Origin of the sequence: Streptomyces populi (assembly GCF_002911015.1) — a bacterium.
GTDB classification, from domain to species: domain Bacteria; phylum Actinomycetota; class Actinomycetes; order Streptomycetales; family Streptomycetaceae; genus Streptomyces; species Streptomyces populi.
The window spans coordinates 16,030-38,000 of sequence record NZ_KZ626921.1; the positions used below are offsets into that span (position 1 = coordinate 16,030).

At 74.4% G+C, this 21,971-nt stretch carries 16 protein-coding genes, 2 tRNA genes and 1 other RNA gene; 9 read left to right on the forward strand and 10 right to left on the reverse strand.

All coding sequences use genetic code 11. The features are described 5' to 3' along the window. The first annotated feature begins 12 nt into the window (after positions 1–12). From CW362_RS30895 to CW362_RS30905, 3 genes are all read left to right on the forward strand, one after another. Entirely contained in the window at positions 13–1,443 is a 1,431-nt protein-coding gene (locus CW362_RS30895; protein ID WP_103552925.1) for a histidine kinase, read from the forward strand. Continuing rightward, positions 1,440–2,084 (forward strand): response regulator transcription factor, encoded by a 645-nt coding sequence (locus CW362_RS30900; RefSeq protein WP_103552909.1) that lies wholly within the window; start codon positions 1,440–1,442, stop codon positions 2,082–2,084. The genes CW362_RS30895 and CW362_RS30900 overlap by 4 nt, the downstream gene beginning before the upstream one ends. Positions 2,085–2,106: 22 nt before the next feature. After that, positions 2,107–2,179, forward strand: a tRNA-Gly gene (locus CW362_RS30905). A gap of 97 nt (positions 2,180–2,276) precedes the next feature. Here the strand turns inward: CW362_RS30905 and CW362_RS30910 are convergent. The 6 genes from CW362_RS30910 to ffs all read right to left on the reverse strand — a co-directional run bounded on the left by CW362_RS30910 (position 2,277) and on the right by ffs (position 11,294). Further along, the gene (locus CW362_RS30910; protein ID WP_103552910.1) at positions 2,277–3,176 is read right to left on the reverse strand and encodes a phosphoribosylaminoimidazolesuccinocarboxamide synthase; all 900 of its coding nucleotides are present in this window, start codon (positions 3,174–3,176) and stop codon (positions 2,277–2,279) included. A gap of 133 nt (positions 3,177–3,309) precedes the next feature. Then, the gene (locus CW362_RS30915; protein ID WP_103552911.1) at positions 3,310–4,827 is read right to left on the reverse strand and encodes a N,N-dimethylformamidase beta subunit family domain-containing protein; all 1,518 of its coding nucleotides are present in this window, start codon (positions 4,825–4,827) and stop codon (positions 3,310–3,312) included. Between the two features lie 217 nt (positions 4,828–5,044). After that, positions 5,045–6,880 (reverse strand): hypothetical protein, encoded by a 1,836-nt coding sequence (locus CW362_RS30920; RefSeq protein WP_162684284.1) that lies wholly within the window; start codon positions 6,878–6,880, stop codon positions 5,045–5,047. A 366-nt stretch (positions 6,881–7,246) separates the two neighbouring features. Beyond that, positions 7,247–8,500 (reverse strand): phosphoribosylamine--glycine ligase, encoded by a 1,254-nt coding sequence (gene purD, locus CW362_RS30925; protein ID WP_103552913.1) that lies wholly within the window; start codon positions 8,498–8,500, stop codon positions 7,247–7,249. Positions 8,501–8,759: 259 nt separating this feature from the next. Further along, positions 8,760–11,048: a DNA polymerase III subunit gamma and tau gene (locus tag CW362_RS30930; protein WP_103552914.1), complete on the reverse strand. Its 2,289-nt coding sequence runs from the start codon at positions 11,046–11,048 to the stop codon at positions 8,760–8,762. A 147-nt stretch (positions 11,049–11,195) separates the two neighbouring features. Then, positions 11,196–11,294: signal recognition particle sRNA small type (gene ffs / locus CW362_RS30935), an RNA gene on the reverse strand. A 72-nt stretch (positions 11,295–11,366) separates the two neighbouring features. On the opposite strand from ffs, the gene CW362_RS30940 reads away from it, so the two are divergent. Both CW362_RS30940 and CW362_RS30945 read left to right on the forward strand, forming a co-directional pair. Then, positions 11,367–11,454 (forward strand) — tRNA-Ser (locus tag CW362_RS30940). A gap of 268 nt (positions 11,455–11,722) precedes the next feature. After that, entirely contained in the window at positions 11,723–12,997 is a 1,275-nt protein-coding gene (locus CW362_RS30945; RefSeq protein ID WP_103552915.1) for a M23 family metallopeptidase, read from the forward strand. 68 nt (positions 12,998–13,065) lie between these two features. Here the strand turns inward: CW362_RS30945 and CW362_RS30950 are convergent, their stop codons facing one another. The 3 genes from CW362_RS30950 to CW362_RS30960 form a co-directional block, all read right to left on the reverse strand. Beyond that, positions 13,066–15,066, reverse strand: coding sequence for a copper resistance CopC/CopD family protein (locus CW362_RS30950; protein WP_240658122.1), 2,001 nt, complete (start codon positions 15,064–15,066; stop codon positions 13,066–13,068). Between the two features lie 64 nt (positions 15,067–15,130). Beyond that, a complete protein-coding gene (locus CW362_RS30955; protein ID WP_103552917.1) occupies positions 15,131–15,763 on the reverse strand; it encodes a GNAT family N-acetyltransferase in 633 nt (210 codons plus the stop codon). Beyond that, complete coding sequence (locus tag CW362_RS30960) at positions 15,753–17,813, reverse strand: penicillin acylase family protein (protein WP_103552918.1); 2,061 nt, start codon at positions 17,811–17,813, stop codon at positions 15,753–15,755. Before CW362_RS30960 ends, CW362_RS30955 begins: the two co-directional genes overlap by 11 nt. A 780-nt stretch (positions 17,814–18,593) precedes the next feature. On the opposite strand from CW362_RS30960, the gene CW362_RS30970 reads away from it, so the two are divergent. Together CW362_RS30970 and CW362_RS30975 are read left to right on the forward strand one after the other, a co-directional pair. Continuing rightward, positions 18,594–18,890, forward strand: coding sequence for a type II toxin-antitoxin system VapB family antitoxin (locus CW362_RS30970; RefSeq protein WP_030420160.1), 297 nt, complete (start codon positions 18,594–18,596; stop codon positions 18,888–18,890). A gap of 90 nt (positions 18,891–18,980) precedes the next feature. Beyond that, positions 18,981–19,640: a LytR C-terminal domain-containing protein gene (locus CW362_RS30975; protein WP_162684283.1), complete on the forward strand. Its 660-nt coding sequence runs from the start codon at positions 18,981–18,983 to the stop codon at positions 19,638–19,640. A 159-nt stretch (positions 19,641–19,799) separates the two neighbouring features. On the opposite strand, the gene upp is transcribed toward CW362_RS30975, so the two are convergent. Continuing rightward, positions 19,800–20,435 carry a uracil phosphoribosyltransferase gene (gene upp / locus CW362_RS30980; RefSeq protein ID WP_103552921.1) on the reverse strand — a complete coding sequence of 212 codons (636 nt, stop codon included), beginning with the start codon at positions 20,433–20,435 and terminating at the stop codon, positions 19,800–19,802. 138 nt (positions 20,436–20,573) lie between these two features. Here upp and CW362_RS30985 point away from each other — a divergent pair, with 138 nt between their 5' ends. Together CW362_RS30985 and CW362_RS30990 are read left to right on the forward strand one after the other, a co-directional pair. Continuing rightward, positions 20,574–20,756: a hypothetical protein gene (locus tag CW362_RS30985; protein ID WP_192582817.1), complete on the forward strand. Its 183-nt coding sequence runs from the start codon at positions 20,574–20,576 to the stop codon at positions 20,754–20,756. Positions 20,757–21,369: 613 nt separating this feature from the next. Beyond that, positions 21,370–21,909: a tRNA adenosine deaminase-associated protein gene (locus CW362_RS30990; protein WP_103552923.1), complete on the forward strand. Its 540-nt coding sequence runs from the start codon at positions 21,370–21,372 to the stop codon at positions 21,907–21,909. The last annotated feature ends 62 nt before the right edge of the window (positions 21,910–21,971 follow it).

Here is a 21,971-nt window from a genome sequence, read left to right on the forward strand (position 1 = left end):
ACGGGGGTGGGCATGGGCAGGCCGTCCGGCTGGTGGCGGGGCAAGAGCACACCGGCGAAGGTCGAGACCTACACCCGGTGGTCGTTCCACTTCTTCTCCGTGCTCGAAGCCGCCTCGATCGGGCTGCCCGTGTTCGGAAACATGCCGACGGCCCGGTCCTGGGCGGTGTTCCTGCTGGTGTGCGGGCACTCGGCGTTCTGCGCGACGACCGCCTCACGGGCGCTGGACTGGACGCGCGGCACCCGGGAACGGCCCCGGCGGACGCTGCTGGCGCTGGCCGTGAGCACCTGTGGGGTGGCCGTCGCGGGGTCCGTCCTCTCGGGCGCTCCCTGGCGCCCGGCGAGCGACGGCGCGTTCATGGTCGCCTCCTCGCTGCTCGTCGGTCTCACGGCGTTCGGCACGGGCACGGTCGCGCTCGGGACGCGTGACAGACGCCGGATGACGTACGTCGTGCTCGGCGCGTCCGCGGGGGCCGGCGTGCTCTCCCTCCCCCTCGGCTTCCCGGCCCCCGCCGCGCTGGTCACCGCCGTCCTGGTCCTGCTGAGTGCCGGTTTCATGACGTTCACCGCGGCCTTCTCCGTCTGGCTGCTCAACGCCGTGTACGAACTCGACGAGGCCCGCGAGACCCGCGCCCGGCTCGCCGTCGCCGAGGAGCGGCTGCGCTTCGGCCGCGACCTGCACGACGTGATGGGCCGCAACCTCGCGGTGATCGCCCTCAAGAGCGAACTCGCCGTACAACTGGCCCGGCGCGGGCGGTCCGAGGCCGTGGACCAGATGACCGAGGTGCAGCGGATCGCACGGGAGTCCCAGCGGGAGGTGCGCGCGGTGGTGCGGGGCTACCGCGACGCCGATCTCGCGGGCGAACTGGCGGGTGCCCAGGGGGTGCTGACGGCCGCGGACATCGACTGCCGCATCACCGGCACGGCCGCGGAACTGCCGCCGCAGGTCCAGTCGGCGCTCGGCTGGGTGGTGCGGGAGGCGACCACCAACGTGCTGCGGCACGGGAACGCCAGGAGGTGCGCGCTGTCCCTGCGGGTGACGCGGGAGCGGGTGACGCTCACCGTCGAGAACGACGGGGTGCCGGGGGAGACGGGACCGGGCCCCGGACCGGACGGCGGCCAGGGACCGGGGAGGGGCAGCGGGCTCGCGGGGCTGCGGGAACGGCTGGAGGAGGTGGGCGGGACGCTGCGGGCGGGCGCGGACGGCGAGGTGTTCCGGCTGACGGCGGAAGTCCCCCTGCGCTCCGCCCGGGGCACCCGCACAGCCGCCCCCGACATCCCGGCCCCGGACACACCGACACCCACGCCCACGCCCGCCCCAGACGTCCCCGCCCCAGAGGTGCGCGCGGCCGCTCCCGGTGACCTCGCCCCCGCGAACGGCGAGGCGCCCGGGAACCCGCCGGCCCCGCCGGTTCCGCACCAGGTGAGAGAGGCCACCCCATGACTTCCGTACCGTCCGGCGCGCCGGCGCCCGGCGCTCCCGTACGCCTGCTTCTCGCCGACGACGAGCATCTGATCCGGGGAGCGCTGGCCGCGCTGCTCGGGCTGGAGGACGACCTGGTGGTGGTGGCCGAAGCGGCGACCGGGCCGGAGGCGCTGGCGATGGCGCGGGCGCACGTGCCCGACGTCGCCGTCCTGGATCTCCAGATGCCGGGGGCGGACGGTGTGAGCGTGGCCACATCCTTGCGGGGCGAACTGCCGGGCTGCCAGGTGCTGATCGTGACGAGCCACGGGCGGCCGGGACATCTGAAGCGGGCGCTCGCGGCGGGTGTGCGCGGGTTCGTCCCGAAGACGGTCAGTGCGCAACGACTCGCGGAGATCATCCGTACTGTCCACGCGGGAAACCGTTACGTGGACCCGGAGTTGGCCGCCGACGCGATCTCCGCCGGGGACTCGCCGCTGACCGCGCGGGAGGCCGAGGTGCTCGAATTCGCCGCCGACGGGGCCCCCGTGGCGGAGATCGCGGAGCGGGCCGCACTGTCCCCGGGGACGGTGCGGAACTATCTGTCGTCGGCCGCGTCCAAACTGGGCGCGGAGAACCGGCACGCGGCAGTGCGTCTCGCACGGCAGCGAGGTTGGGTATAGTTGCTCTCGCGCCACGGCGCATGCGGACGTAGCTCAGTTGGTAGAGCGCAACCTTGCCAAGGTTGAGGTCGCGAGTTCGAGCCTCGTCGTCCGCTCCGGAAAGAAGCCCCCGACCTCGGTCGGGGGCTTCTTCGTGTGCGCCGGACTCCTCGCGTCCGCGGGCCCGGCCGTCGGCCGGGCCCGCACACGGGGTCAGGACCAGCTCACGCCCGTCAGACGCTCGTACGCCTCGACGTACTTGGCGCGGGTGGCCTCCACGACGCGCTCGGGCAGCGCGGGCGGCGGCTGCTCGCTCCTGCGGTCCCAGCCCGACTCGGCGGAGGTCAGCCAGTCGCGGACGTACTGCTTGTCGAAGGACGGCTGCGCGTGGCCCGGCTCCCAGGCGTCGGCGGGCCAGAAGCGCGAGGAGTCCGGGGTCAGCACCTCGTCGGCCAGGACGAGCGTGTCGCCGTCGTAGCCGAACTCGAACTTGGTGTCCGCGAGGATGATGCCCCGGTCGCGGGCGATGTCACGGGCACGGCTGTAGATCGCGAGGGTCGCCTGGCGCAGTTCGGCCGCGGTGTCGGCGCCGACCTGACGGGCGACCTCCTCGTACGAGACGTTCTCGTCGTGCTCGCCGACCGCCGCCTTGGTGGCCGGGGTGAAGATCGGCGCGGGGAGCTCCGAGCCGTCGACGAGACCCTCGGGAAGCGCGAGGCCGCAGACCGTGCGGGTCTCGTCGTACTCGACGAGGCCCGAGCCGGTCAGATAGCCGCGGGCCACGCATTCGACCGGGGCCATCCGCAGGGACTTGCAGATCAGGGTGCGGCCGGCCCAGTCGGCCGGGGCGCCCGGCGGGAGTTCGGTGCTCAGCACGTGGTTGGGCGCCAGCTCGGAGAGCTGGTCGAACCACCACAGGGAGAGCTGGGTGAGCGTACGGCCCTTGTCAGGGATCTCTGTGGGGAGAACCCAGTCGTAGGCGGAGATGCGGTCGCTGGCGACCATCACGAGGTCGCCCGCCTCGTTCTGGTACAGATCGCGCACCTTGCCGGTGTGCAGATGCACCAGACCCGGCACCTGGAGGGGCTCGGGCTTTTCGACGAATCCGGACACGGTTCCTCCCCGTGGTTCTGTCCAAGTGGCTCGATTCTCCCGTACGGGGCGAGTGGGTGTGGACAGGGGGCGTGCCGTACGGGTGCGGGCGCCCCGTGGCGCGGGTGCGTCACGGGTGCCCGGCGGGGCTTCCTCAGTCGTGTTTGCAGATGCGGTCGAGGAGATTGGCGGTCGCCCGCTGGATACGGGGGTCCACGTGGCCGGGGCGGTCGAGGGCCGGGGACCACGCGAACGTCCCGGACGCGAAGACCAGGGCGCCGGACGGGGCGCGGTAGAGCGAGGTCTCCTGATGGCGCAGGACGCCCTCGCCGTCCGGGTACGGGGAGTGCGCCAGCAGGATCCGGTCCTGGTGCTCGGGCAGTGGGGTGCGCGGGAAGTAACGGTCCGCCTCACCCGCGACCATGCCCTCCACCTCGTCGCCGTCGTGCGCCCCGGTGGCCTCCCACAGCCAGTGGTCGGCGTTGCGGACGATCAGCGGGTGCGGCTCGGGGACGCGTCCCGCGTACTGGATGCCGATGAGCTGCTGCTCGGGACGGTCGATCTCGCGCCACAGGACGGGCTTTCCGGGGCCCCGGCGCTTGCGGCAGGTCAGCAGCCGGTCGGGGACGCCCGAGGGGGACGGACCCAGCTCCACCTGCCAGTACATGGTGTTGGCGGAGAGGAACACGAGCGAGGTGCCGTGCTCGCGGGCGAGTTCCGTGGTGCGGCGCATCTGCGGCGACCAGTACTCGTCGTGGCCGGGGAAGACCAGGCCTCGGTAGCGGGTGGGGTCGACGCGGCCGGCGTGCAGGTCGCGGGCGTCGGCGTAGGCGAGGTCGTACCCGTAGCGCTCGGCCCAGCGGATGAAGTCGTAGGCGTGGCCCACGTGGAGGGGCAGGCCCGCGCCCGCGTACGGGCGGTCGAAGGAGACGGTCGTCGCGGCGTCGGCCTCGCCGAGGAGCCGGCCGTCCTTGTCCCAGGCGTGGTAGAGGCTGGCGCCGGTGTGGCCGTCCTCCGGATACAGGTTGTACGCCTGCCAGGTGATGTCCGGGAGCAGCAGGAGCAGATCGGCCGTCTGGTGGTCGCGGACGGTGAAGGGGACGTGCGAGCGGTAGCCGTCGAGGGTGGTCAGGACGGCGACGTAGGCGCCGACGTTCCAGTAGGACGGGATCTGTAGTCGCCAGGACAGCCACCAGTGGTGGCAGGAGACCGTGCGGTCGGCGGTGAGCGGGGGCGGCTGGACGATCCCGGAGAGCCGGGGGCTCGTGGTGATCTTGCTGGCGCCGTCCCCGTCGTAGTGGCCGATGCGGTAGATGTCGACGCTGAACTCCTGCGGCGGGTCGACCGTGACGTGGAAGTCGATGGACTCGCCGGGAGCGGCGGCTCCCGTGCTGGTGAAGCCCTTGATCTGGCGGTGGACGTCGTCGGCGGAGCGGGGGCCCGGATCCGTGCGCGGACGGGCGCGGGAGGTGGAGCGCGGGGCCGGGATCCGGGAGGTGCCGGCCGCCGGCTGGGGCGGGTCGGTGTCCACGTACCAGGGGACGACGTGGCCGGTGTCGTCGAAATAGGTCTCGCTGCCACGAAGCCAGGGAACGGGTCCCAGGCCGAAGGGATCCGTGACGGCGTGCGCGAGTGCTCCCGACTCCCAGCGGCGGATCTGCTCCGATCCCATCCCGCACCCCTCCCTCGTGCCCCCGTCGCACTGGCAAGCCCTTGCGCTGTGCTCGACCGGTCCCAGCACATCACATTACGCACGCACTCCGTCACCGTTCGTCGCGAATTGGCGCGAGTGGAACGGTCGGCTCCGCCTGAACCGGCACGACCGCGACCGGTGGGGGTGCGCACGGCCGAGGACACGAACGGCGGGACGGTCCCCGGACGGGCCGCCGTCAGACCAGACGCACCGGTTTCTCCGGGCGGACGCCGAGATGGCGGAGCCAGTCCCGCAGGGGCACGGGATCCCCCGTCTCTATCAGGGTGAGGACGCGGGGGCCGATGTCGGCGGCCCGCTCACCGGCGACGAGGAGGGACGGGCCGTCCAGCCAGTCGAGTCCGGGGAGCGCCCCCGCGGTGTCCATCGCGGCGCAGCAGACCATCGCCGTGACGTGGTCGGCCAGCAGCTCGCGGCCGGTCCTGGGCGGCTGGAGGGGGAACAGCGGAAGCATCCGGTCGTCCCAGAGGTCGTGGTCGGGGCCCTGCTGCCCGGCGCCACCGGCGGGCCGGGGCCTCGCCGGGGCGGCCGCCTCCTCGCGGGCCAGTTCCGCGGTGAGCCGGGCGGCGAGGGCCGCCGACCGCTCGTTGCCCACGGCCAGGTCGTGGTCGTCGCTCTCGGCGATCCCCATCTCCCCGTACGCCTCCGTCCGGTGCTCGGCGAGGGCGGCCCCGGGGTCCGGCTCCGGGACCGGCGCGGCTCCCGGCGCGGACAGGTGGTCCAGCACGCGGGCCAGGGTCGGTCCGTCCGCCTCGGGCAGCGCGGGGTCGGCGGGGTGGCGGACGCCGAGCGCGTCCAGGACCCGGTGGAGCCGGGCCGCGTCGGTGCGCCACGTGCGGTCGACGACCTCGTCCGGGTAGTCCTGCCAGTCGACCGGCGCCCAGTCGGGGCCGGCCTCGGCGGGACCGCCGTGGAAGAGCCGGGCGGCGAGCAGCGAGGCGGCCTCGTCCACGGTGCCGGGCTCTTCGAGCAGGTCGCAGGCGGGGCGCTCGCCGAGCCGGGAGGCGAAACCCTCGGCGAGGCGGTCGCGGCGGGACAGCTCGGTCAGGGCGGCGACGACGCCCACGTCCAGCCGGGAGGGCCAGCGGCCCATCCGCCAGGCGGGCAGCGCGACCCGGGTCAGCAGACGGTCCCAGCCCGCGTACGCCAGGCCCACCTGTTCCTGGGCGACGATCCGCACGCCGTAGTCCACGGCCTGCGCGCGCTCGGCCGCAGCGGACGCCACGGCCCGCTCCATCTCGGCCGCGTGGTCCCGGCAGCCGCGCAGCAGGAGCCGGGTGGTCCAGCCGGCGCCGGCCAGGACCGTACGGGACAGCGGGCCGCGGCCGGGGGCCGAGGCCACGGCGACGGCCGCGTCCAGGCCGCGGACGAAGCGGCGGGCCGCGGCTATGTCCGGGTGCGCCGACGGGCCCGTACCGGCGACGACGGGGGCGAGGACCGCCCGCAGCTCGCCGACCCGCATCCACCACAGGAAGGGGGAGCCGATGACGAGGACGGGGGCGGCGGTGGCGCGGGCGGCGCGGTCCGTCGGCACGGTCACCGGGCGGCTCCCGGCCGGACCCCCGTCCCGGCCGTCCGGCCCGTCCTTCACGCCCGGGGAGAACCAGCCGTGCGCCCGGTGGGTGCGGTCCTCCAGCCAGCTGTCGCAGTCCGGGGTGAGCGCTATCTCCGAGGGGGCCGGGACGTCGAGCCGGTCGGCCAGGTCACGGACCATCCGGTAGAGGTCGGGGGCCGATTCCTCGGGGATCGGGACCGTGGGGCTGATCGCGGGCCGGGCGCGGGCCACGAGGAGCGCGATGCCCGCCGCCGCGAGGAGGACGAGGACGGCGAGGACCGTCACGGTCCACCCCGCGATCCCCCAGGGCCTGCCGGTGACGCGGCCGGTGGAGCCACCGACGAGCAGCACGACGGCCACGGCCGCGGGCAGCAGGGCGACGGCCAGCGCCCTGCTGCGGACGCGCAGCACGGCGAGAGCCCGGGAGCGCGCTGCCTGCGCGCCCACCTCCACACCCATACCGGTCACGACCGGACGTCACCCCCTCTTGTCCGCCGGGCCCCGGCCCTGTCGCTGCCGGCGCCGACGGATGCCCTGGCGTTGGTCACTCCCCCACTGTGGCACCCGCCGCCGACATCGCAATGCCGGTGGGCCAAGTGCCGGAATGCCTTCGCCGCACCATAGTTGGGGCCCCGGCCCTCGTCAGCCGGATAGAGCATCGGTCACCCGATGGAATGGCTCTGGGGAAAGGTGGATGACGGCCGATCCCGGACATGCTTTCGATTCCACATGGAAACCCGCAGGTGGAAGGGGCTGGACACGGCAGGACAAAGCCCCGGATTCCGTACGGAGTCCGGGGCCCTGTACTGCTATAGGGGCTCGGGGCTACGCCTCGGCCGCCGCCTTCGCCGCGATGTCGGTGCGGTGCTGCGAACCCTCCAGGCCGATGCGGGCGACGGCCGCGTAGGCGCGCTCGCGGGCCTCGGCGAGGCCGGATCCGGTCGCCGTGACGGACAGCACACGGCCGCCCGCGCTCACCACCGCTCCGCCCTCGTGCCGGGTGCCGGCGTGCAGGACGTACGCGTGCGGGGCGTCCTGCGCGGCCACCTCGTCGAGCCCGGTGATCGGGTCGCCGGTGCGCGGGGTGTCCGGGTAGTTGTGCGAGGCCACGACGACGGTGACGGCCGCCTCCTCGCTCCAGCGCAGCGGCTCCAGATCGGCGAGGGTGCCGTTCGCGGAGGCCAGCAGGACACCGGCGAGCGGGGTCTTCAGCCGGGCGAGGACCACCTGGGTCTCGGGGTCGCCGAAGCGGGCGTTGAACTCGATGACCCGCACACCCCGGCTGGTGATCGCCAGACCGGCGTACAGGAGTCCGGAGAACGGGGTGTCGCGGCGGCGCAGTTCGTCGACGGTCGGCTGGAGGACGGTCTCCATGACCTCCTCGACGAGCTTCGGGTCCGCCCACGGCAGCGGCGAGTACGCGCCCATGCCGCCGGTGTTCGGGCCCTCGTCGCCGTCCAGCGCGCGCTTGAAGTCCTGGGCGGGCTGGAGCGGGAGCACGGTCGTGCCGTCGGTGATCGCGAAGAGGGAGACCTCGGGGCCGTCGAGGAACTCCTCGATGACGACGCGGTCGCAGGCGTTCGCGTGCGCCCGCGCCGTCTCGAGGTCGTCGGTCACGACGACGCCCTTGCCGGCCGCCAGTCCGTCGTCCTTCACGACGTACGGCGCCCCGAACGCGTCGAGCGCCTCCTCGACCTCCTCCGGCGTCACGCAGACGTAGGAGCGTGCCGTGGGGACGCCGGCACCCGCCATCACGTCCTTCGCGAACGCCTTGGAACCCTCCAGCTGCGCGGCCTCCCGCGAGGGGCCGAAGCAGGGGATGCCCGCCGCGCGCACGGCGTCGGCGACACCGGCGACGAGCGGGGCCTCCGGGCCCACGATCACCAGCTCGGCGCCGAGCTCCGTGGCCAGCGCGGCCACGGCCGCGCCGTCGAGGGCGTCGACCGCGTGCAGCTCCGCCACCTCCGCGATGCCGGCGTTGCCGGGAGCGCAGTGCAGGGCGGTCACGTCGGGGTCGAGGGACAGGGAGCGGCACAGGGCGTGTTCGCGGGCGCCACCACCGATGACAAGGACCTTCACGGGGGTCAGCCTAACCGCCGCACGAGGGTGCCCTTGTAGGGGCTTCCGAAGCGAGGGGCGCACGGCACTGGTGCGATCCTCCGAAAGAGGCTCACCGGCGGGCCGGCGGATGTCCGCGGAGCCCGGCGGACGGCGGGCCGGCAGATGGGGCCGGGAGCGTCCGGGGTCCGGCGGGCGCGGCTCCCGCGAGCCCGCAGGACCTCCCGCGGCCGGGGAGCAGTGGCCCAGGCCCGCGGGTGGTCGCCCGCGGGCCTGGACGTCACTCGTTCGAGAACTCCTCGACCACCGTCGCCCCGAGTTCACGGACGATCAGTTCGTGGCCCGAGAGGGCGGACTCGTCCAGGTCGGGGTCGTCGTCCTCCGGGATGTCGTCCTCCGGGGCGACCGGTGGCGGCTCGTACGCCGGGGCCTGCGCGGGCGCGGACATGCCCTGGCCCTGGGGACGGCCGGCGGACGGGCCGGGCCCCGGGGCCGAGGGTGCCGGAGCCGGAGCGGACGGCTGCTGGGGCGCCGGGCGCTGTCCGGCCGGAGCTCCGCCGTACCCGCCACCGCCACCGCCGTAGCCACCGCCACCGCCGTACCCGCCACCGCCGCCGAACCCGCCGCCCGCCGGAGCGGGCGGCGGTGCCGAGCCGCCCGAGGCGTCCACGACCGCCTCGACCTTCCACTGCACGTTGAACTGCTCCGCGAGCGCCTGCCGCAGCACGTCCTCGCTGCCGCTGCTCGCGAAGTTGTCCCGCGCTCCGGCGTTGACGAAGCCGATCTGCAGGGTCGTGCCGTCGAAGGCCGTGACCTGCGCGTTCTGGCTGAGCAGGATCCAGGTGAAACGGCGGCGGTTCTTCACCGCCTCCAGGATGTTCGGCCACAGCATCCGGGGGTCGGGACCGCCCGCGGCCGGAACGGGAGCCTGGGGCGCCCCGGGAGCGGCGGGAGCGGGCGCGGCGGCGGGCGCCGGTGCGGACTGCGCCGGAGGCCTGCCGCCGCCCGCCGGGGCGGCCGTGGGCCAGCCGCCGGGCCGTCGGCCGCTGCCGGCCGCCGTGGCGGTGGGCCAGGCACCGGGCGCGGCCCCCGTGGGAGCGACGGCCGGTGCCGCGGGCCGCTCGGGCGCCGCGGGAGCGGACGGCGGCGCACCCGTCGGAGCCGGGGCTCCGACGGACGCCACGGGCACCGCGGGAGCGACGGGAGCGGGCGTCCCGGGCGCCACGCCCGGCACCGCGCCGGCGCTCTCCCCGGCGCCCGCGGGTCCCGCTCCCCGGACCGCCGCGCGGGCCGCCGCGAGGCCTCCCCCGGGAGGCACCGCCGGTCCGGCCCCCGGGACCGGTGCCGCGCCGTGCGCCTCGGGCCCGGGCACGTAGCCCATGGCGGGGGCAGCCGCGCCGCCGGAGAAGTTCACCCCGCGCTCGATGCGGTCGAGGCGGGCCATGACGGACCGCTCGTCCCCGTAGGCGGCGGGCAGCAGGACGCGGGCACAGATGAGTTCGAGCTGGAGGCGCGGCGAGGTGGCCCCGCGCATCTCCGTCAGTCCCGCGTTGACGAGGTCGGCGGCGCGGCTCAGCTCGGCGGCGCCGAAGACCCCGGCCTGCGCCTGCATGCGCTCCACCACGTCGACCGGGGCGTCGATGAGCCCCTTCTCCGCCGCGTCCGGGACGGCCGCCAGGATCACCAGGTCCCGCAGCCGCTCCAGCAGGTCGGCGACGAAGCGCCGCGGGTCGTTGCCGCCCTCGATGACGGTGTCCACGACCTCGAACGCGGCGGCGCCGTCCCCGGCCGCGAACGCCTCGACGACGGCGTCCAGCAGGGAGCCGTCCGTGTAGCCGAGGAGCGAGGTCGCCATGGCGTACGTCACACCGTCGTCGGCGGCGCCCGCGAGGAGCTGGTCCATCACGGACATGGAGTCACGCACGGATCCCGCGCCCGCCCGTACGACCAGGGGCAGGACACCTTCCGCGACGGGGATCCCCTCCTGCCCGCAGACCTCGCCCAGGTACTCGCGCAGCGTGCCCGGCGGCACCAGCCGGAAGGGGTAGTGGTGGGTCCGCGACCGGATCGTCCCGATGACCTTCTCGGGCTCGGTCGTGGCGAAGATGAACTTGAGGTGCTCCGGGGGCTCCTCGACTACCTTCAGCAGCGCGTTGAAGCCGGCCGACGTGACCATGTGGGCCTCGTCGATGATGTAGATCTTGTAACGGCTGCTCGCGGGTCCGAAGAAGGCCTTCTCCCGCAGGTCACGGGCGTCGTCCACACCACCGTGCGAAGCGGCGTCGATCTCGATGACGTCGATGGAGCCCCGGCCGCCGCGGGAGAGGTCCTGGCAGGACTGGCACTCGCCGCAGGGGGTCGGGGTGGGGCCCTGTTCGCAGTTCAGGCAGCGGGCCAGGATGCGCGCGCTCGTCGTCTTGCCGCACCCGCGCGGACCGCTGAACAGGTACGCGTGATTGACCCGGTTGTTCCGCAGCGCCTGCGACAACGGGTCGGTGACATGCTCCTGCCCGATGACCTCGGCGAACGACTCCGGGCGATAGCGGCGGTACAGCGCGAGAGACGACACGCCTACGAGGTTATAGGCGCCCGCTGACAACGAGGACCGCCCCGAGCGCATCCCGGGCCCGGCCCCGGCGGCCCCGGTCCCCCCGGCCGACACGGCCCCGGATCCCCGGCAGGCCCGGCCCCCGGCCGCCTCGGCGACCGCCCTGGAAACGCAAGCGCCCCCCACGCACCCGCCAGAGCCGACCTACCCTTGCTGCCTTCCGGCCCTGGGGGAGTTCAGTCAGATAGCGCCACGTGAGGGGCTCCGCAAAGAGTACAGGATCCCCGGGGTGGGGAACGAGTTCGCGAGCACTCCTCAGAGTCTTGTATTGTTTGCCGCGGAGGATTCGCCTAGAGGCCTAGGGCGCACGCTTGGAAAGCGTGTTGGGGGCAACCCCTCACGAGTTCGAATCTCGTATCCTCCGCCAGTGCCTCACCGGGCACGTTGTCGAAGGGCCCCGCTGCTTGCAGCGGGGCCCTTCGACGTTTCCCGGACCTCGTCGTCCGTACGCGCGGCGCCCCGGAGCCTCCGTGCGGCGAGGCCCCGGCGTCGATGCGGCTGGACGGGTGCAGTTCGGCACCCGCCTCCGGCGCCTTCCGCCCGGAACCCCGGGCCGCGGATTACATGGGCCTGCGCCTCGGCGCGGGGCGCGCCGGGTCCTTCACGGCCCCGGATCCGACGAACGAAAGAGCGCAATGGCAGAGCGCGACCCCCGCAACCGCACCGGCCGCGGCCCGCTCCTCCGCGGGCTCGCCGCTGCCGTGCTCGCGGCCGGCATGCTGGTGGCCTCGGCGGGACCCGGAAACGCGACCGGCCCGGCCACTCCGGCGTCCGGCGCACAGTTCACACCGCTGACCGCGGCGGTGATGACCGAACCGACGCCGTTCGTCGCCACGGACGGCAGGACGCACATCTCGTACGAGCTGCTCACCACGAGCGCCCTGCCCACCAGCACGTCGTTGCGGCTCGACCGTGTCGACGTCCAGGACGCCCGCACGCACCGGGTCGTCGGCTCGCTGAGCGGGCAGGCGCTGGCCGACGCCGCCAATCCGGTGGGCGACCCCCTGCCGGGTGCGGACGGGTACACCCCGGCGCCCCCGGGGCCGACGCCGACCGTCATCCCGGGCTCCCAGAAGTGGGTCATCTGGCTCGACCTGGTCATCGACCGCGGCCTGCCGGTGCCCAGGGCCCTCGAACACCATCTCTCGGGTGCGGTCCTGACCCCCTCCGGCCCCTCCGCCTTCGAGGAGACGGTGCAGACCACCCGGACCTCCGGGACCCCGCCGTTGAACCTGGACCCGCCGGTCCGCCCCGGCACCTGGTACTCCAGCGAGTCGTGCTGCGGCAACACCCACCACCGGCGCGGTCTCGCCCCGATCAACGGCCGCTTCTACGTGCCGCAGCGCTTCGCGATCGACTGGTACCGGGTCGGCGAGCAGGGTCAGACCTGGGAAGGCGACCCCACGCGGCTCACCAGCTACCTGAGCTACCGCCAGCCGGTCGTGGCCGCGGCCGGCGGCAGGGTGGTGGAGGTCCAGGACGGGATCCCGGACAACACGCCGCCCGTCGCGCCGCCCGTCCCGCCGATCGAGGACACCGTCGGCAACCACGTCACCGTGGAGGTCGCGCCGGGCCGCTACCTGCTCTACGCCCACATGACACCGGGCTCCCTCAGGGTCCGGGAGGGCGACCGGGTCTCGTCCGGCCAGCTGCTCGGGCTGATCGGCAACAGCGGCAACTCCACCACGCCGCACCTGCACTTCCAGGTGATGACCACGCCCGAGTTCTTCCCGACCGACAGCCCGCCGTTCACCTTCCGGCGGTTCAGCGTCGTCGGACAGGTCGAACCCCGGATCTGGGACGACAACCTGGGCCTGCAACCGACCGGCGTCCTGCCGATCACGCCCTCGCCGTACGACGGCCCTCACCGTGCGCAGTATCCGCTCGACCGCGAGGTGCTGAGGTTCTGACCGGACTCCGGCCGGGCCGACGGCCGGGCCCCGGCCACCCTCGTGGCCGGGGCCCGCGCCCGTCGGTCTCAGTCGATCTCCACCTTCTTCGAGACGGTGACCTCGTCGAGGTCGCTGGTACGGACCGTGACCTTCATGGTCCAGGTGCCGGGCAGGGGGAGGGTGAGGCCGTCGGAGGTCCAGTAGCCGCCCTTGTCGGTGATCTGAGCGTCGATCGGACCGACCTTCTGCGATTCCAGGGTGAAGGTGAGGCGCACCTCGGGGACGGTCACGAGGCCGCCGTCGGGTCCGAAGACCACGGCCTGCACGGAGTTCTCGCCCACCTGGCCGGGCGTCAGCTCGATCTGGGCCTTGCCGTGTCCGCCCGGGGTGCCGACGTCGAAGGGGACGACGGTCGTCTTCGAGGTCACCCGGCGCACGGCCGCCACCGCGTCGGCGCTCTCCGTGGCGGCACGGCCCGGCTGGGTACCGGTCAGCATCGTCGTGATCACCAGCACCAGGAGGCCGACGGCGACCTCGGCGAGCACCGAGCGGCGCAGGTCACGGTGGTACTCCGGGTCCCCCGGGCCACCCGTCGCCCCGGCTCCCGCCGGAACCTCCGTCGTCGGCCCCTCCGCCGCGCCGTCCGAGGCCGGGCCGTCCGAGGCCGGGCCGTCCGGGGCCGCGCCGTCCGGGGCCGGGCCGTCTTCCCCGGGCCCCTCAGCCGCCGCCCCGGCTCCCGCCGCGGCCTTCCGGCCGTCCGGGTCCTCCCCGTCCGTCCGCTCCTCCTCCAGGCCCCCGGAAACGGCACCCTGGCCCGTCGGCGCCCCGGCCGCCACCGCCACCGGGACCGCGGCCCGTTCCGCCGGGACGGTCCCGGTGGCCGGTGCCGTCACCGACCGGGTCGTCCAGCGCCGTGAGAACGCGGCTCCCCCCAGGAGCAGCGCCACCAGGACGAGCTTCACGGCCAGGAGCCTGCCGTACGCCGTCGAGGTCAGGGCGTCCCAGGAGCCGAGGCCGCGCCAGGACTGGTAGACGCCGGTGACCGTGAGGACGGCGACCGAGGTGAGGGCGAGCCGGGAGAAGCGGGTGACGACGGCCGGGGGGACCGGCTCGGCGGGGCGGTGGAGGGCGGTCAGCAGGGCGGCCAGGCCTCCGAACCACACCGCCATGGCCAGCAGGTGCAGCACGGAGGAGACCATCGCCACGGGTACCTGGATCCCGGCGGAGGCGTGCTCGGAGGCGGCCCAGGTGACCGCCAGGGCCAGGGAGAACAGTGCCCCGAGCGCGAGGACGCCCCGGCCGGACCCCCGCTCCCGCGTCAGCGCCCCCGTGGGCACGAAGGCCACCGCGGCGAGCAGCGCCAGTCGCGCCACCAGCACGACGCCCGGACGGCCGGCCAGGGTGTCGCTGAGGCTCGCCGGGTCGAGGGCCTCCGCGGGACCGGTGCCGCGCTCGTAGGGGCCGCGCAGCAGGAGCAGCGCGAACGTGGAGCCGAGCAGGAGCCACCAGCCGGTCACCAGGAGGCGCCGCAGGGACCCCCGGAAGCCGCAGCCGAGCACGAACGTGACCGTGCCGATGAGCAGGGCGAGCCCGCTGTACGCGGCGTAGCGGGCGATGTCGTAGAGGGAGGAGGAGACGGGGTCACCGGCGGTGGGCGGCAGCGGTGCGCGGGTCGCGGAGGGCTTGCCGACGGAGAAGGTGAAGGCGCCGGAGACGGGGTGACTGTCCGCCGAGACGACCCGCCAGGCCACCGTGTACGTGCCCTCGCCGAGGCCGCGCGGCAGGGTGACGCCGGCCGTGTCGGAACGGCCGTCCGTGTGCTCCGCCTCGCCGGTGCGCACGCGCCGGTTCTCCGGGTCGAGCACGCGGAAGGAGTCGTCGAACAGGCCGATCGACTCGCTGAACGTCAGGGTCACCTGGCGGGGCGCCGACTTCAGCACGCTGCCGTCGCGCGGATCGGTGCCCGTCAGCGCGGCGTGGGCGGACGCGCCGCCCACACCGCCGAAGAGCACCAGGACCAGGACGCTGCCCAGCAGGGCCAGGGCCCTGGCTCCGAGCCGCCGCTGCCGCTGCCGGTTTCCGTTCACACGCCGTCTCCGTATCCGCATGTCCCAGAGTCTCGGTCATGTACGGATTCGGGCCTCGTCCGGCTCACCTCGGCGCCGTCGGGCCCCTCTCGAACGCCTCGCGCGTCAGGAAGGCGAGCAGGGCGCGCTTCTCGGGCAGGCGGACCTCGGGCAGGTCGATCGCGGGGAGCACGATCTCACCGGCGGGCACGAAACCCTGCCGGGTCAGACGGTCGACGGCCCTGGTGTTGCGGGCGTCGGGCTCGACCACGGCCCGCTGCCGGCCGAGGCCGGTCAGCGCGTACGCCAGGAACGCCCCCAGCAGCGCGGACGACCAGCCCGGCAGCGCACCGGCGCCGGGTGCGGGGGGCCCGATGAGCAGGTGCACGCCGATGTCGCCGGGCCGGACCTCGTAGCACTCGGAGACCCGGTCGGCCTCGGGCTCGTAGGTCTGGAAGAGCGCGGCCGGCACGCCGTCCTTGACGGTGAGGAAGGCGTGGTGGGTGTCGAGCGAGTCGAGGTGCAGATAGGTCTCCAGCACCTGCTGCCTGGTGAACCCGGTCATCCCCCAGTACGCGGCCCGCTCCTCGGTGACCCAGCCGTGCAGCACGTCGAGGTCGGCGCGCGGGTCCAGGGGCAGCACGCGGACCGTGCCGAAGCCGTCGATCCGCTGCTCGTGGACGGCCTCGCGGGCACCGGCGTACGTCTCAGTCGTCATCGCTCTCCTTGGTCAGCGTGTTCCAGTCGGTGGTCACCGGGGCGAGGTCTCCCCCGAGCCACAAGGGGAGTTGATCGCGGTGGTGGGCGGCCCCGGGAACGCCGTCGGCCCCGAACGGGACCACCCAGAGGCTGCCGTCCCGGTCGGCGAGGTCCCAGACGTAGCGGGCCGCGGGCCCGCGGGCGCTCAGGTCGGTCAGCCCGGGGAGCGAGGAGGTGGACAGGACGCAGTCGTTGTCGCCGGACAGGGCCGGTTCGTCGTGGGGGGTGCCGGGGAGCGCCCGCCAGGGGGCGAGGCGGTGGGTGTCGCCCCAGGTGCCGGGGACGGGCTCCGCGGCCACCTCCTCGACGGCCGCCCGCACCACGGCGTCGCGGTCGATGCCGTACCGCTCCCCCGCCGTCAGCAGGTTCTCCAGGGCGAAGGCGACGCGCGGAGTGAGCGCGAGCCAGGGCAGGAAGACGGCCGGGAGGGCGGGTGGTTCGGCCAGGACGGCGAGGGCGGGGTGCGCCACGAGCCGCCGTACGACCGCGTCGCGCACCCGCGCGTACACCGCGGCCGTGCCGCTGCCGGCGTCCATGTGCCGGTCCCAGCCGAGGAGCCGGTCCCGAAGACCGGCCGCCTCGTCCGAGAGTTCCAGGGCCGCCAGCGGGTCCAGCAGGGCCGCCGCGGAGCCGAGCCAGGTGTCCGTGTGGACGGCCGGCATGTCCGCCGCCGACAGCGTCCCGCCCTCCTCGAGCAGCCGGCGGATGCGGTCGGCGCGGTGGGGCGGCGCGAACTCGACGCCGAGCGGGGTCGCGGGGCCGCGCTGGTTCGCCATCACGGCGAGTCCGTCCTCGACCGGGCCGTACGGCATCTCGTGCCAGCCGGTCCACTCGTGTCCGGCCTCCCACGCGTTCACCACCCGGACCCGGTTGGACCCGTCGCGCACCGGGACCCGGCCCGCGACGCGGTGCAGCAGCCCGCCCTCGGTGTCGGCGGCCTGCACGACGTTCACCGGCTCCGCCCAGGCGTCGAAGGCCCGGTCCACGTCGGCGGCCCGGCGGGCCCGCAGCAGCGGCAGGAGCGCGCCGAAGCCGAGGTCCGCGGTCACGCGGGGCGGGTAGCGCAGGCTGACGGACTCCTCGGCGCCGGTGCCCCCGATCACCACGGGTCCGCGCGCCGTCTCGATCACCTCGACCTCGACGCTCTCGCCCCCGGCCACCTCCACCCGCTCCGTGTGCCGTGCCGCGGGCCGCCAGACCCCGTCGGGGTCGAGGGCCTCGACGGTCCCGGCACCGGCGTCGCGCAGCCGCTCGCGGTAGAGGTCCTGGTAGTCGGCCATCGCGTTGGTGATCGCCCAGGCGACGGTTCCGGTGTGGGCGAAGTGGGCGATGCCCGGGACACCGGGGACGGCGAGGCCGACGACGTCGAACTCCGGGCAGGAGAGGCGGATCTGCTGGTAGACGCCGGGGTCCTCGATGAAGCGGTGCGGGTCTCCGGCGATCAGCGCCTGTCCGGTGGCGGTGCGCCCGCCGCTCACCAGCCATCCGTTGCTGCCCGCCGTGCCCGGTCCGTCCATGGCGAACAGGCCGACCGCGTCCGCGCCGAGGCGCCGGGCGACCTCCTCGCGCCACAGCTTCGCGGGGAACCCGGCGAAGAGGATGTGGGTGCCGAGCCAGACGCCCAGCGGGCTCCAGGGCTCCCAGCGCCCCGGGACGAGCCCGCTCGCCGCGAACTCGGGTGCCCGCGCGGCCCCTTCGGCCAGCCCGGCGTTGACCCCGTCGACGTACGCGACGACCCACGCGGCGGTCCCGGGGTCGCGCTCCTCCAGGGACGCGAAGCAGCGCCGCGCGGTGTCGTCGAGCCGGGACTGCCGCGCGAACCGGTCCCAGCCGACGGACTCCGCGCCGAGGAACGCGGCCGAGGTGCCTTGGTAACGGTGCCGTTCGACCTCCAGCTGCCAGGCGCGGTCCAGGGCGGTGACGCGGCCCTGGGCGTGGGCCAGTTCCAGGGCGCTGTCCGCGCGCAGGTGCGGGATGCCCCAGGTGTCACGGTAGATCTCGGCGGTCACGGTCCATCCCCAGTCACGTCAGGTTAGGCTAACCTAATTTAACTTCGGGATGGTACGTCGGGGACGAGGGCCCGGGGAACCAGGACGGCCCCGGCCGGACGGCCCGGCGCCGCGTGCGGGACCACCGCCCCGGGGGCGCCGCGTTCCGCCTCACCCGGCGGCCCGGCACCGGCGGACACCGCGTCCGCGCCACGCGGAGGGCACCGACCCTCTTTCGAGCGAATGATCCGGACGGTCCGCGCGGTCGCCTCCGGGAACGCCCTGGAGGCGGCCGCCGAAGAGTGGACGGGCCTCGCCGAAAGGGAGGACGGCTCCGTGCCCGTCGGCACGGCCGGGGCCGTGGAGGAGGCCGGCGGGCGGCCGCGCCGGGAAGGCCGGGAAGAGCCGCGGTCCGCCCCGCACCGCGGGCGGTCCGCGGAACGGGACCACACCCCGGCCGTCCGGCGCCGGACACGCGGCCCCTCCCGCGGCGCACCGGGACCGAGGGCGGGCTCCACCGGGGAGCGGGCCCCGTCGGGGGCGGACCCCGTCGGGGGCGGACCCCGTCAGGGCGGGCCCCGCGAAAACGCGGCCGACGGCGGTCTCCGGCGCCTCCCGCCGCAGCGCGGCGGCACCGTCCGCCCGCCCGGCAGGGGCCTCGGCGGCGACCGTCCGCCCGGTCTCGCCGCCGCTCCCGCCAGACGCCTGTTCCTGGTTTGCAAGGATTTACGACATCTTTTCCAGCGCCGCACTCCGTCGCCATGGCTGCGCCCGGAAGGTCTTGACCGGTAGGCTTTCCGTGTGATCTTCAAGCGCATCGGAAACGGCCGGCCGTACCCCGACCACGGCCGGGAAAGCACCCGGCAGTGGGCGGACGTCGCGCCACGCCCGATCCGCCTCGATCAGCTCGTGACGACCAAGGGCCAGCTGGACCTGGAGACCCTCCTCGCCGAGGACTCCACCTTCTACGGCGACCTCTTCGCCCACGTCGTCAAGTGGCAGGGCGATCTGTACCTGGAGGACGGCCTGCACCGCGCCGTCCGCGCCGCGCTCCAGCAGCGCCAGGTGCTGCACGCGCGCGTTCTCGAACTGGACTAATGGCCACGGCTTGACCCCAATGGGTTGAACTGAACGCCGAGCAATGATCATCTAGTAGGCATAGGCGCCCCGGCGCACTACGCTGCGCCCATGAGCATGCTTACTCCCCCTGGCATGGGTGGCCAGTATCGGATCACGGGGGACAAGTACCCGCGGATGCGCCGGCGCAGTGGGCGCCGCAAGTTCGCGTTCGTGGGCGTCGCCTCCGTGACCGCACTCGGGCTGATCGGGTGGGGGTCCCTGCAGCTCATCGACATCTACACGGGCGGTGGCAAGGCCACGGCGGCGGACACCAAGGCCGACTGCGCCTCGAAGGTCACGCCCGAGTCGAAGGACGCCGTCGCGGCCGCCGCCGTCGCGGCCAACCTGCCGAAGCCCGGCCAGATCACCGTGAACGTCCTCAACGCGACGCCCCGCAGCGGGCTCGCCAAGCAGACGGCGGACGAACTGAAGAAGCGCGGCTTCAAGATCGGCGACGTGGGCAACGCGACGGCCGCGTACGACAAGAAGGTCGCGGGCGCCGGGATACTGCTCGGCGCCAAGGGTGCCGACCAGGCCGCGCTGCCCGTCCTCAACACCCAGCTCCCCGGCGCCCAGCTGAAGACCGACGGCCGTACCCAGGCCACCACGGTCGACCTCATCATCGGCACCGGCTTCAAGACGCTGACGAAGAAGGAGGACGCCGACAAGGCGCTGACCGTCCTGACTCAGCCCAAGCCGGCGCCCTCCACCTCGAAGAAGAGCTGCTGACCTCGGGACCGCTTCCGAAGAAGAGCCGTCGGCTCCGGAGCCGTGCCCGGACGAGAGCCGCCGGCCCCGGAGCGGCGCTCGCGGGAGCGAAGCTCCGTCCGCGGGGCGCGCTCCGGCCGGAGCCGTCGGCTCCGGGACCGCTCCGCGGGTGCCGCGGAGCTACTCGGCGGCCCCGTACATCCGGTCACCCGCGTCGCCCAGGCCCGGCACGATGTAGCCGTGCTCGTTCAGGCGCTCGTCGACCGAGGCCGTGACCACGGTGACCGGCGTGCCCGCCAGTTCGCGCTCCATGACCTCGACCCCCTCGGGGGCGGCGAGGAGGACCACGGCGGTGACGTCGTCGGCGCCGCGCTTGATCAGCTCCTGGATCGCGGCGACGAGCGTGCCGCCGGTGGCCAGCATCGGGTCCAGGACGTACACCTGGCGGCCGGAGAGGTCGTCCGGCATCCGGCTGGCGTACGTGGAGGCCTCGAGCGTCTCCTCGTCGCGCACCATGCCCAGGAAGCCCACCTCGGCGGTCGGCAGCAGCCGGACCATGCCGTCGAGCATGCCGAGGCCCGCGCGCAGGATCGGCACGACGAGCGGGCGCGGGTGGGAGAGCTTGACGCCCGTGGTCGAGGAGACCGGCGTCACGATGTCGACCTGCTCCGTGCGCACGTCGCGGGTGGCCTCGTAGGCGAGCAGGGTGACCAGTTCGTCGGCCAGCCGCCGGAAGGTCGCGGAGTCGGTGCGCCGGTCGCGCAGGGTGGTGAGCTTATGGGCGACCAGGGGGTGGTCGACGACGTGAAGACGCATGTCCACAACAGTAGCGGGGACGGCGGCACCCGCCACTGCCCCGCCCGGCGGGGCCCACCGCCCGGCATCGCCCCTCCGCTGGCATCAAACCACCCGTCGGAGGGAAGGTGGGAGGGACGGACCTGGGGTGGTGTGCCAATGCGGAACCCGCAAGAGGAGTCGTCCGAACGGCTGGAGAGCGACGCCGAGCGCAGGAGGCGACGGGCTCAGTTCCTGCGCGACCTGGCCGAGGCGCGCGAGCTGCGCGACCGGGTCCAGCCCCGCCGCGCCAAGACCGCCCGGCTTCGCCATGCGATGCGCATGCGCACGTTCCGCTGGTAGCCGGCGCCCGCAGCGGGCCGCCGGACCACGCGCCGGGGCCGCCCTCCGCCGACGGCCCCGGACCGCCGTCACCGCCCGGCCCCGGCACGGGCACCGGAGCGCCCACGGCGTCACCGTCCGACGGCCCCCTCCGCGGGGCGGGCCGCCACGCCCGTGGAGAGAGCCGGACCGGGGCCCGCCGCCCCCAGGGGCCGACACGCCCACGGGGGAATCCGCGGCACGCCCTCGCCGAACCCCTGCCGCCACGCCGGGGGAAGGCCGACGGCGCGGCCGCGGCACGCCCGCCGGGACGGGAACGGGCCCGCCCCGCGGTCGGTGCGCGCCGGGGGAGGACCGGCCCCGGGCCGCCGCGGAACCGGGCCGCGCCCGCGTCACGAGGGGCCGTGTGGCGGACGTGTCGGGCGGGGAGGTGCCCACTCGGCGCGGGCAGCCGCGTACGATCCGCTGTTAGCGATCAAAAGAGGCGGACACAGCAGGCCGAAGACGTCCCCTGAACGCTGTCTTTCTGCCACGATTCCGAGTGGGCGGGGCTCGGAGCAGCAGCACTCCCCGCCCACAGCCTCCGCCGGGGGGAACCCCAACCGGCACACCTATGACCAGTGGGAGAGTCACGGTGTACTTCGCCGCACTGCTCGCGCGCACCGAAGACGGGTGGGAAGCGAGCGATACAGAGCTCGACGATGTGGAAACCCTGTCGGATCTGACCGATCTGGCCCGTGAAGTCTCGGACGAGGACACGGTGCTCGTGCTCATCGAGCAGGAGGACGCGTGGTTCGGCGTCGTCCGCGTGGACGGCGAGGAGGATCCTCGTATCTACGTCTCGGACGCCGCCGCGGCCGCCCGTAGTTCGTACGGCGAGATCCTGCTCACGGACGAACTACTAGGACGGGAGCCGGGCGACGACGACGCCGACCTGGACTCCCTCGATCTGGACGGCACGGAGGACCCCGAACCGGGGGACTCCGAGGACGACGACGAGGACCAGGGGAGCGTGTCCGGCGACGCCGTGTCGCACAGCCCCGTCGGGGACCGCTACATCCTCGCGGACCTCGGAGTGAGCGAGAGGGAACTGCTGGCCCTGGACGAAGGCGACGCGCTCGGCACGATCGCCGAGGCCCTGGGAGCGGCAGAGGTCCTGGAGACCGTCCGCTAGGGCCCCGGGAACGGGGGTCCAGCCCTGGAGGTCCGGCCCCCTCACCCGCGAGCCGGCCGCCG

Excerpts from the sequence above, each read along its gene's own strand:
- CW362_RS30975 (WP_162684283.1), top strand. The coding sequence starts at position 18,981 with ATGAGCATGCTTACTCCCCCTGGCATGGGTGGCCAGTATCGGATCACG.
- CW362_RS30915 (WP_103552911.1), bottom strand. The coding sequence starts at position 4,827 with ATGGGATCGGAGCAGATCCGCCGCTGGGAGTCGGGAGCACTCGCGCAC.
- CW362_RS30955 (WP_103552917.1), bottom strand. The coding sequence starts at position 15,763 with ATGACGACTGAGACGTACGCCGGTGCCCGCGAGGCCGTCCACGAGCAG.
- CW362_RS30900 (WP_103552909.1), top strand. The coding sequence starts at position 1,440 with ATGACTTCCGTACCGTCCGGCGCGCCGGCGCCCGGCGCTCCCGTACGC.
- upp (WP_103552921.1), bottom strand. The coding sequence starts at position 20,435 with ATGCGTCTTCACGTCGTCGACCACCCCCTGGTCGCCCATAAGCTCACC.
- CW362_RS30895 (WP_103552925.1), top strand. The coding sequence starts at position 13 with ATGGGCAGGCCGTCCGGCTGGTGGCGGGGCAAGAGCACACCGGCGAAG.
- CW362_RS30945 (WP_103552915.1), top strand. The coding sequence starts at position 11,723 with ATGGCAGAGCGCGACCCCCGCAACCGCACCGGCCGCGGCCCGCTCCTC.
- CW362_RS30985 (WP_192582817.1), top strand. The coding sequence starts at position 20,574 with ATGCGGAACCCGCAAGAGGAGTCGTCCGAACGGCTGGAGAGCGACGCC.
- CW362_RS30920 (WP_162684284.1), bottom strand. The coding sequence starts at position 6,880 with ATGGGTGTGGAGGTGGGCGCGCAGGCAGCGCGCTCCCGGGCTCTCGCC.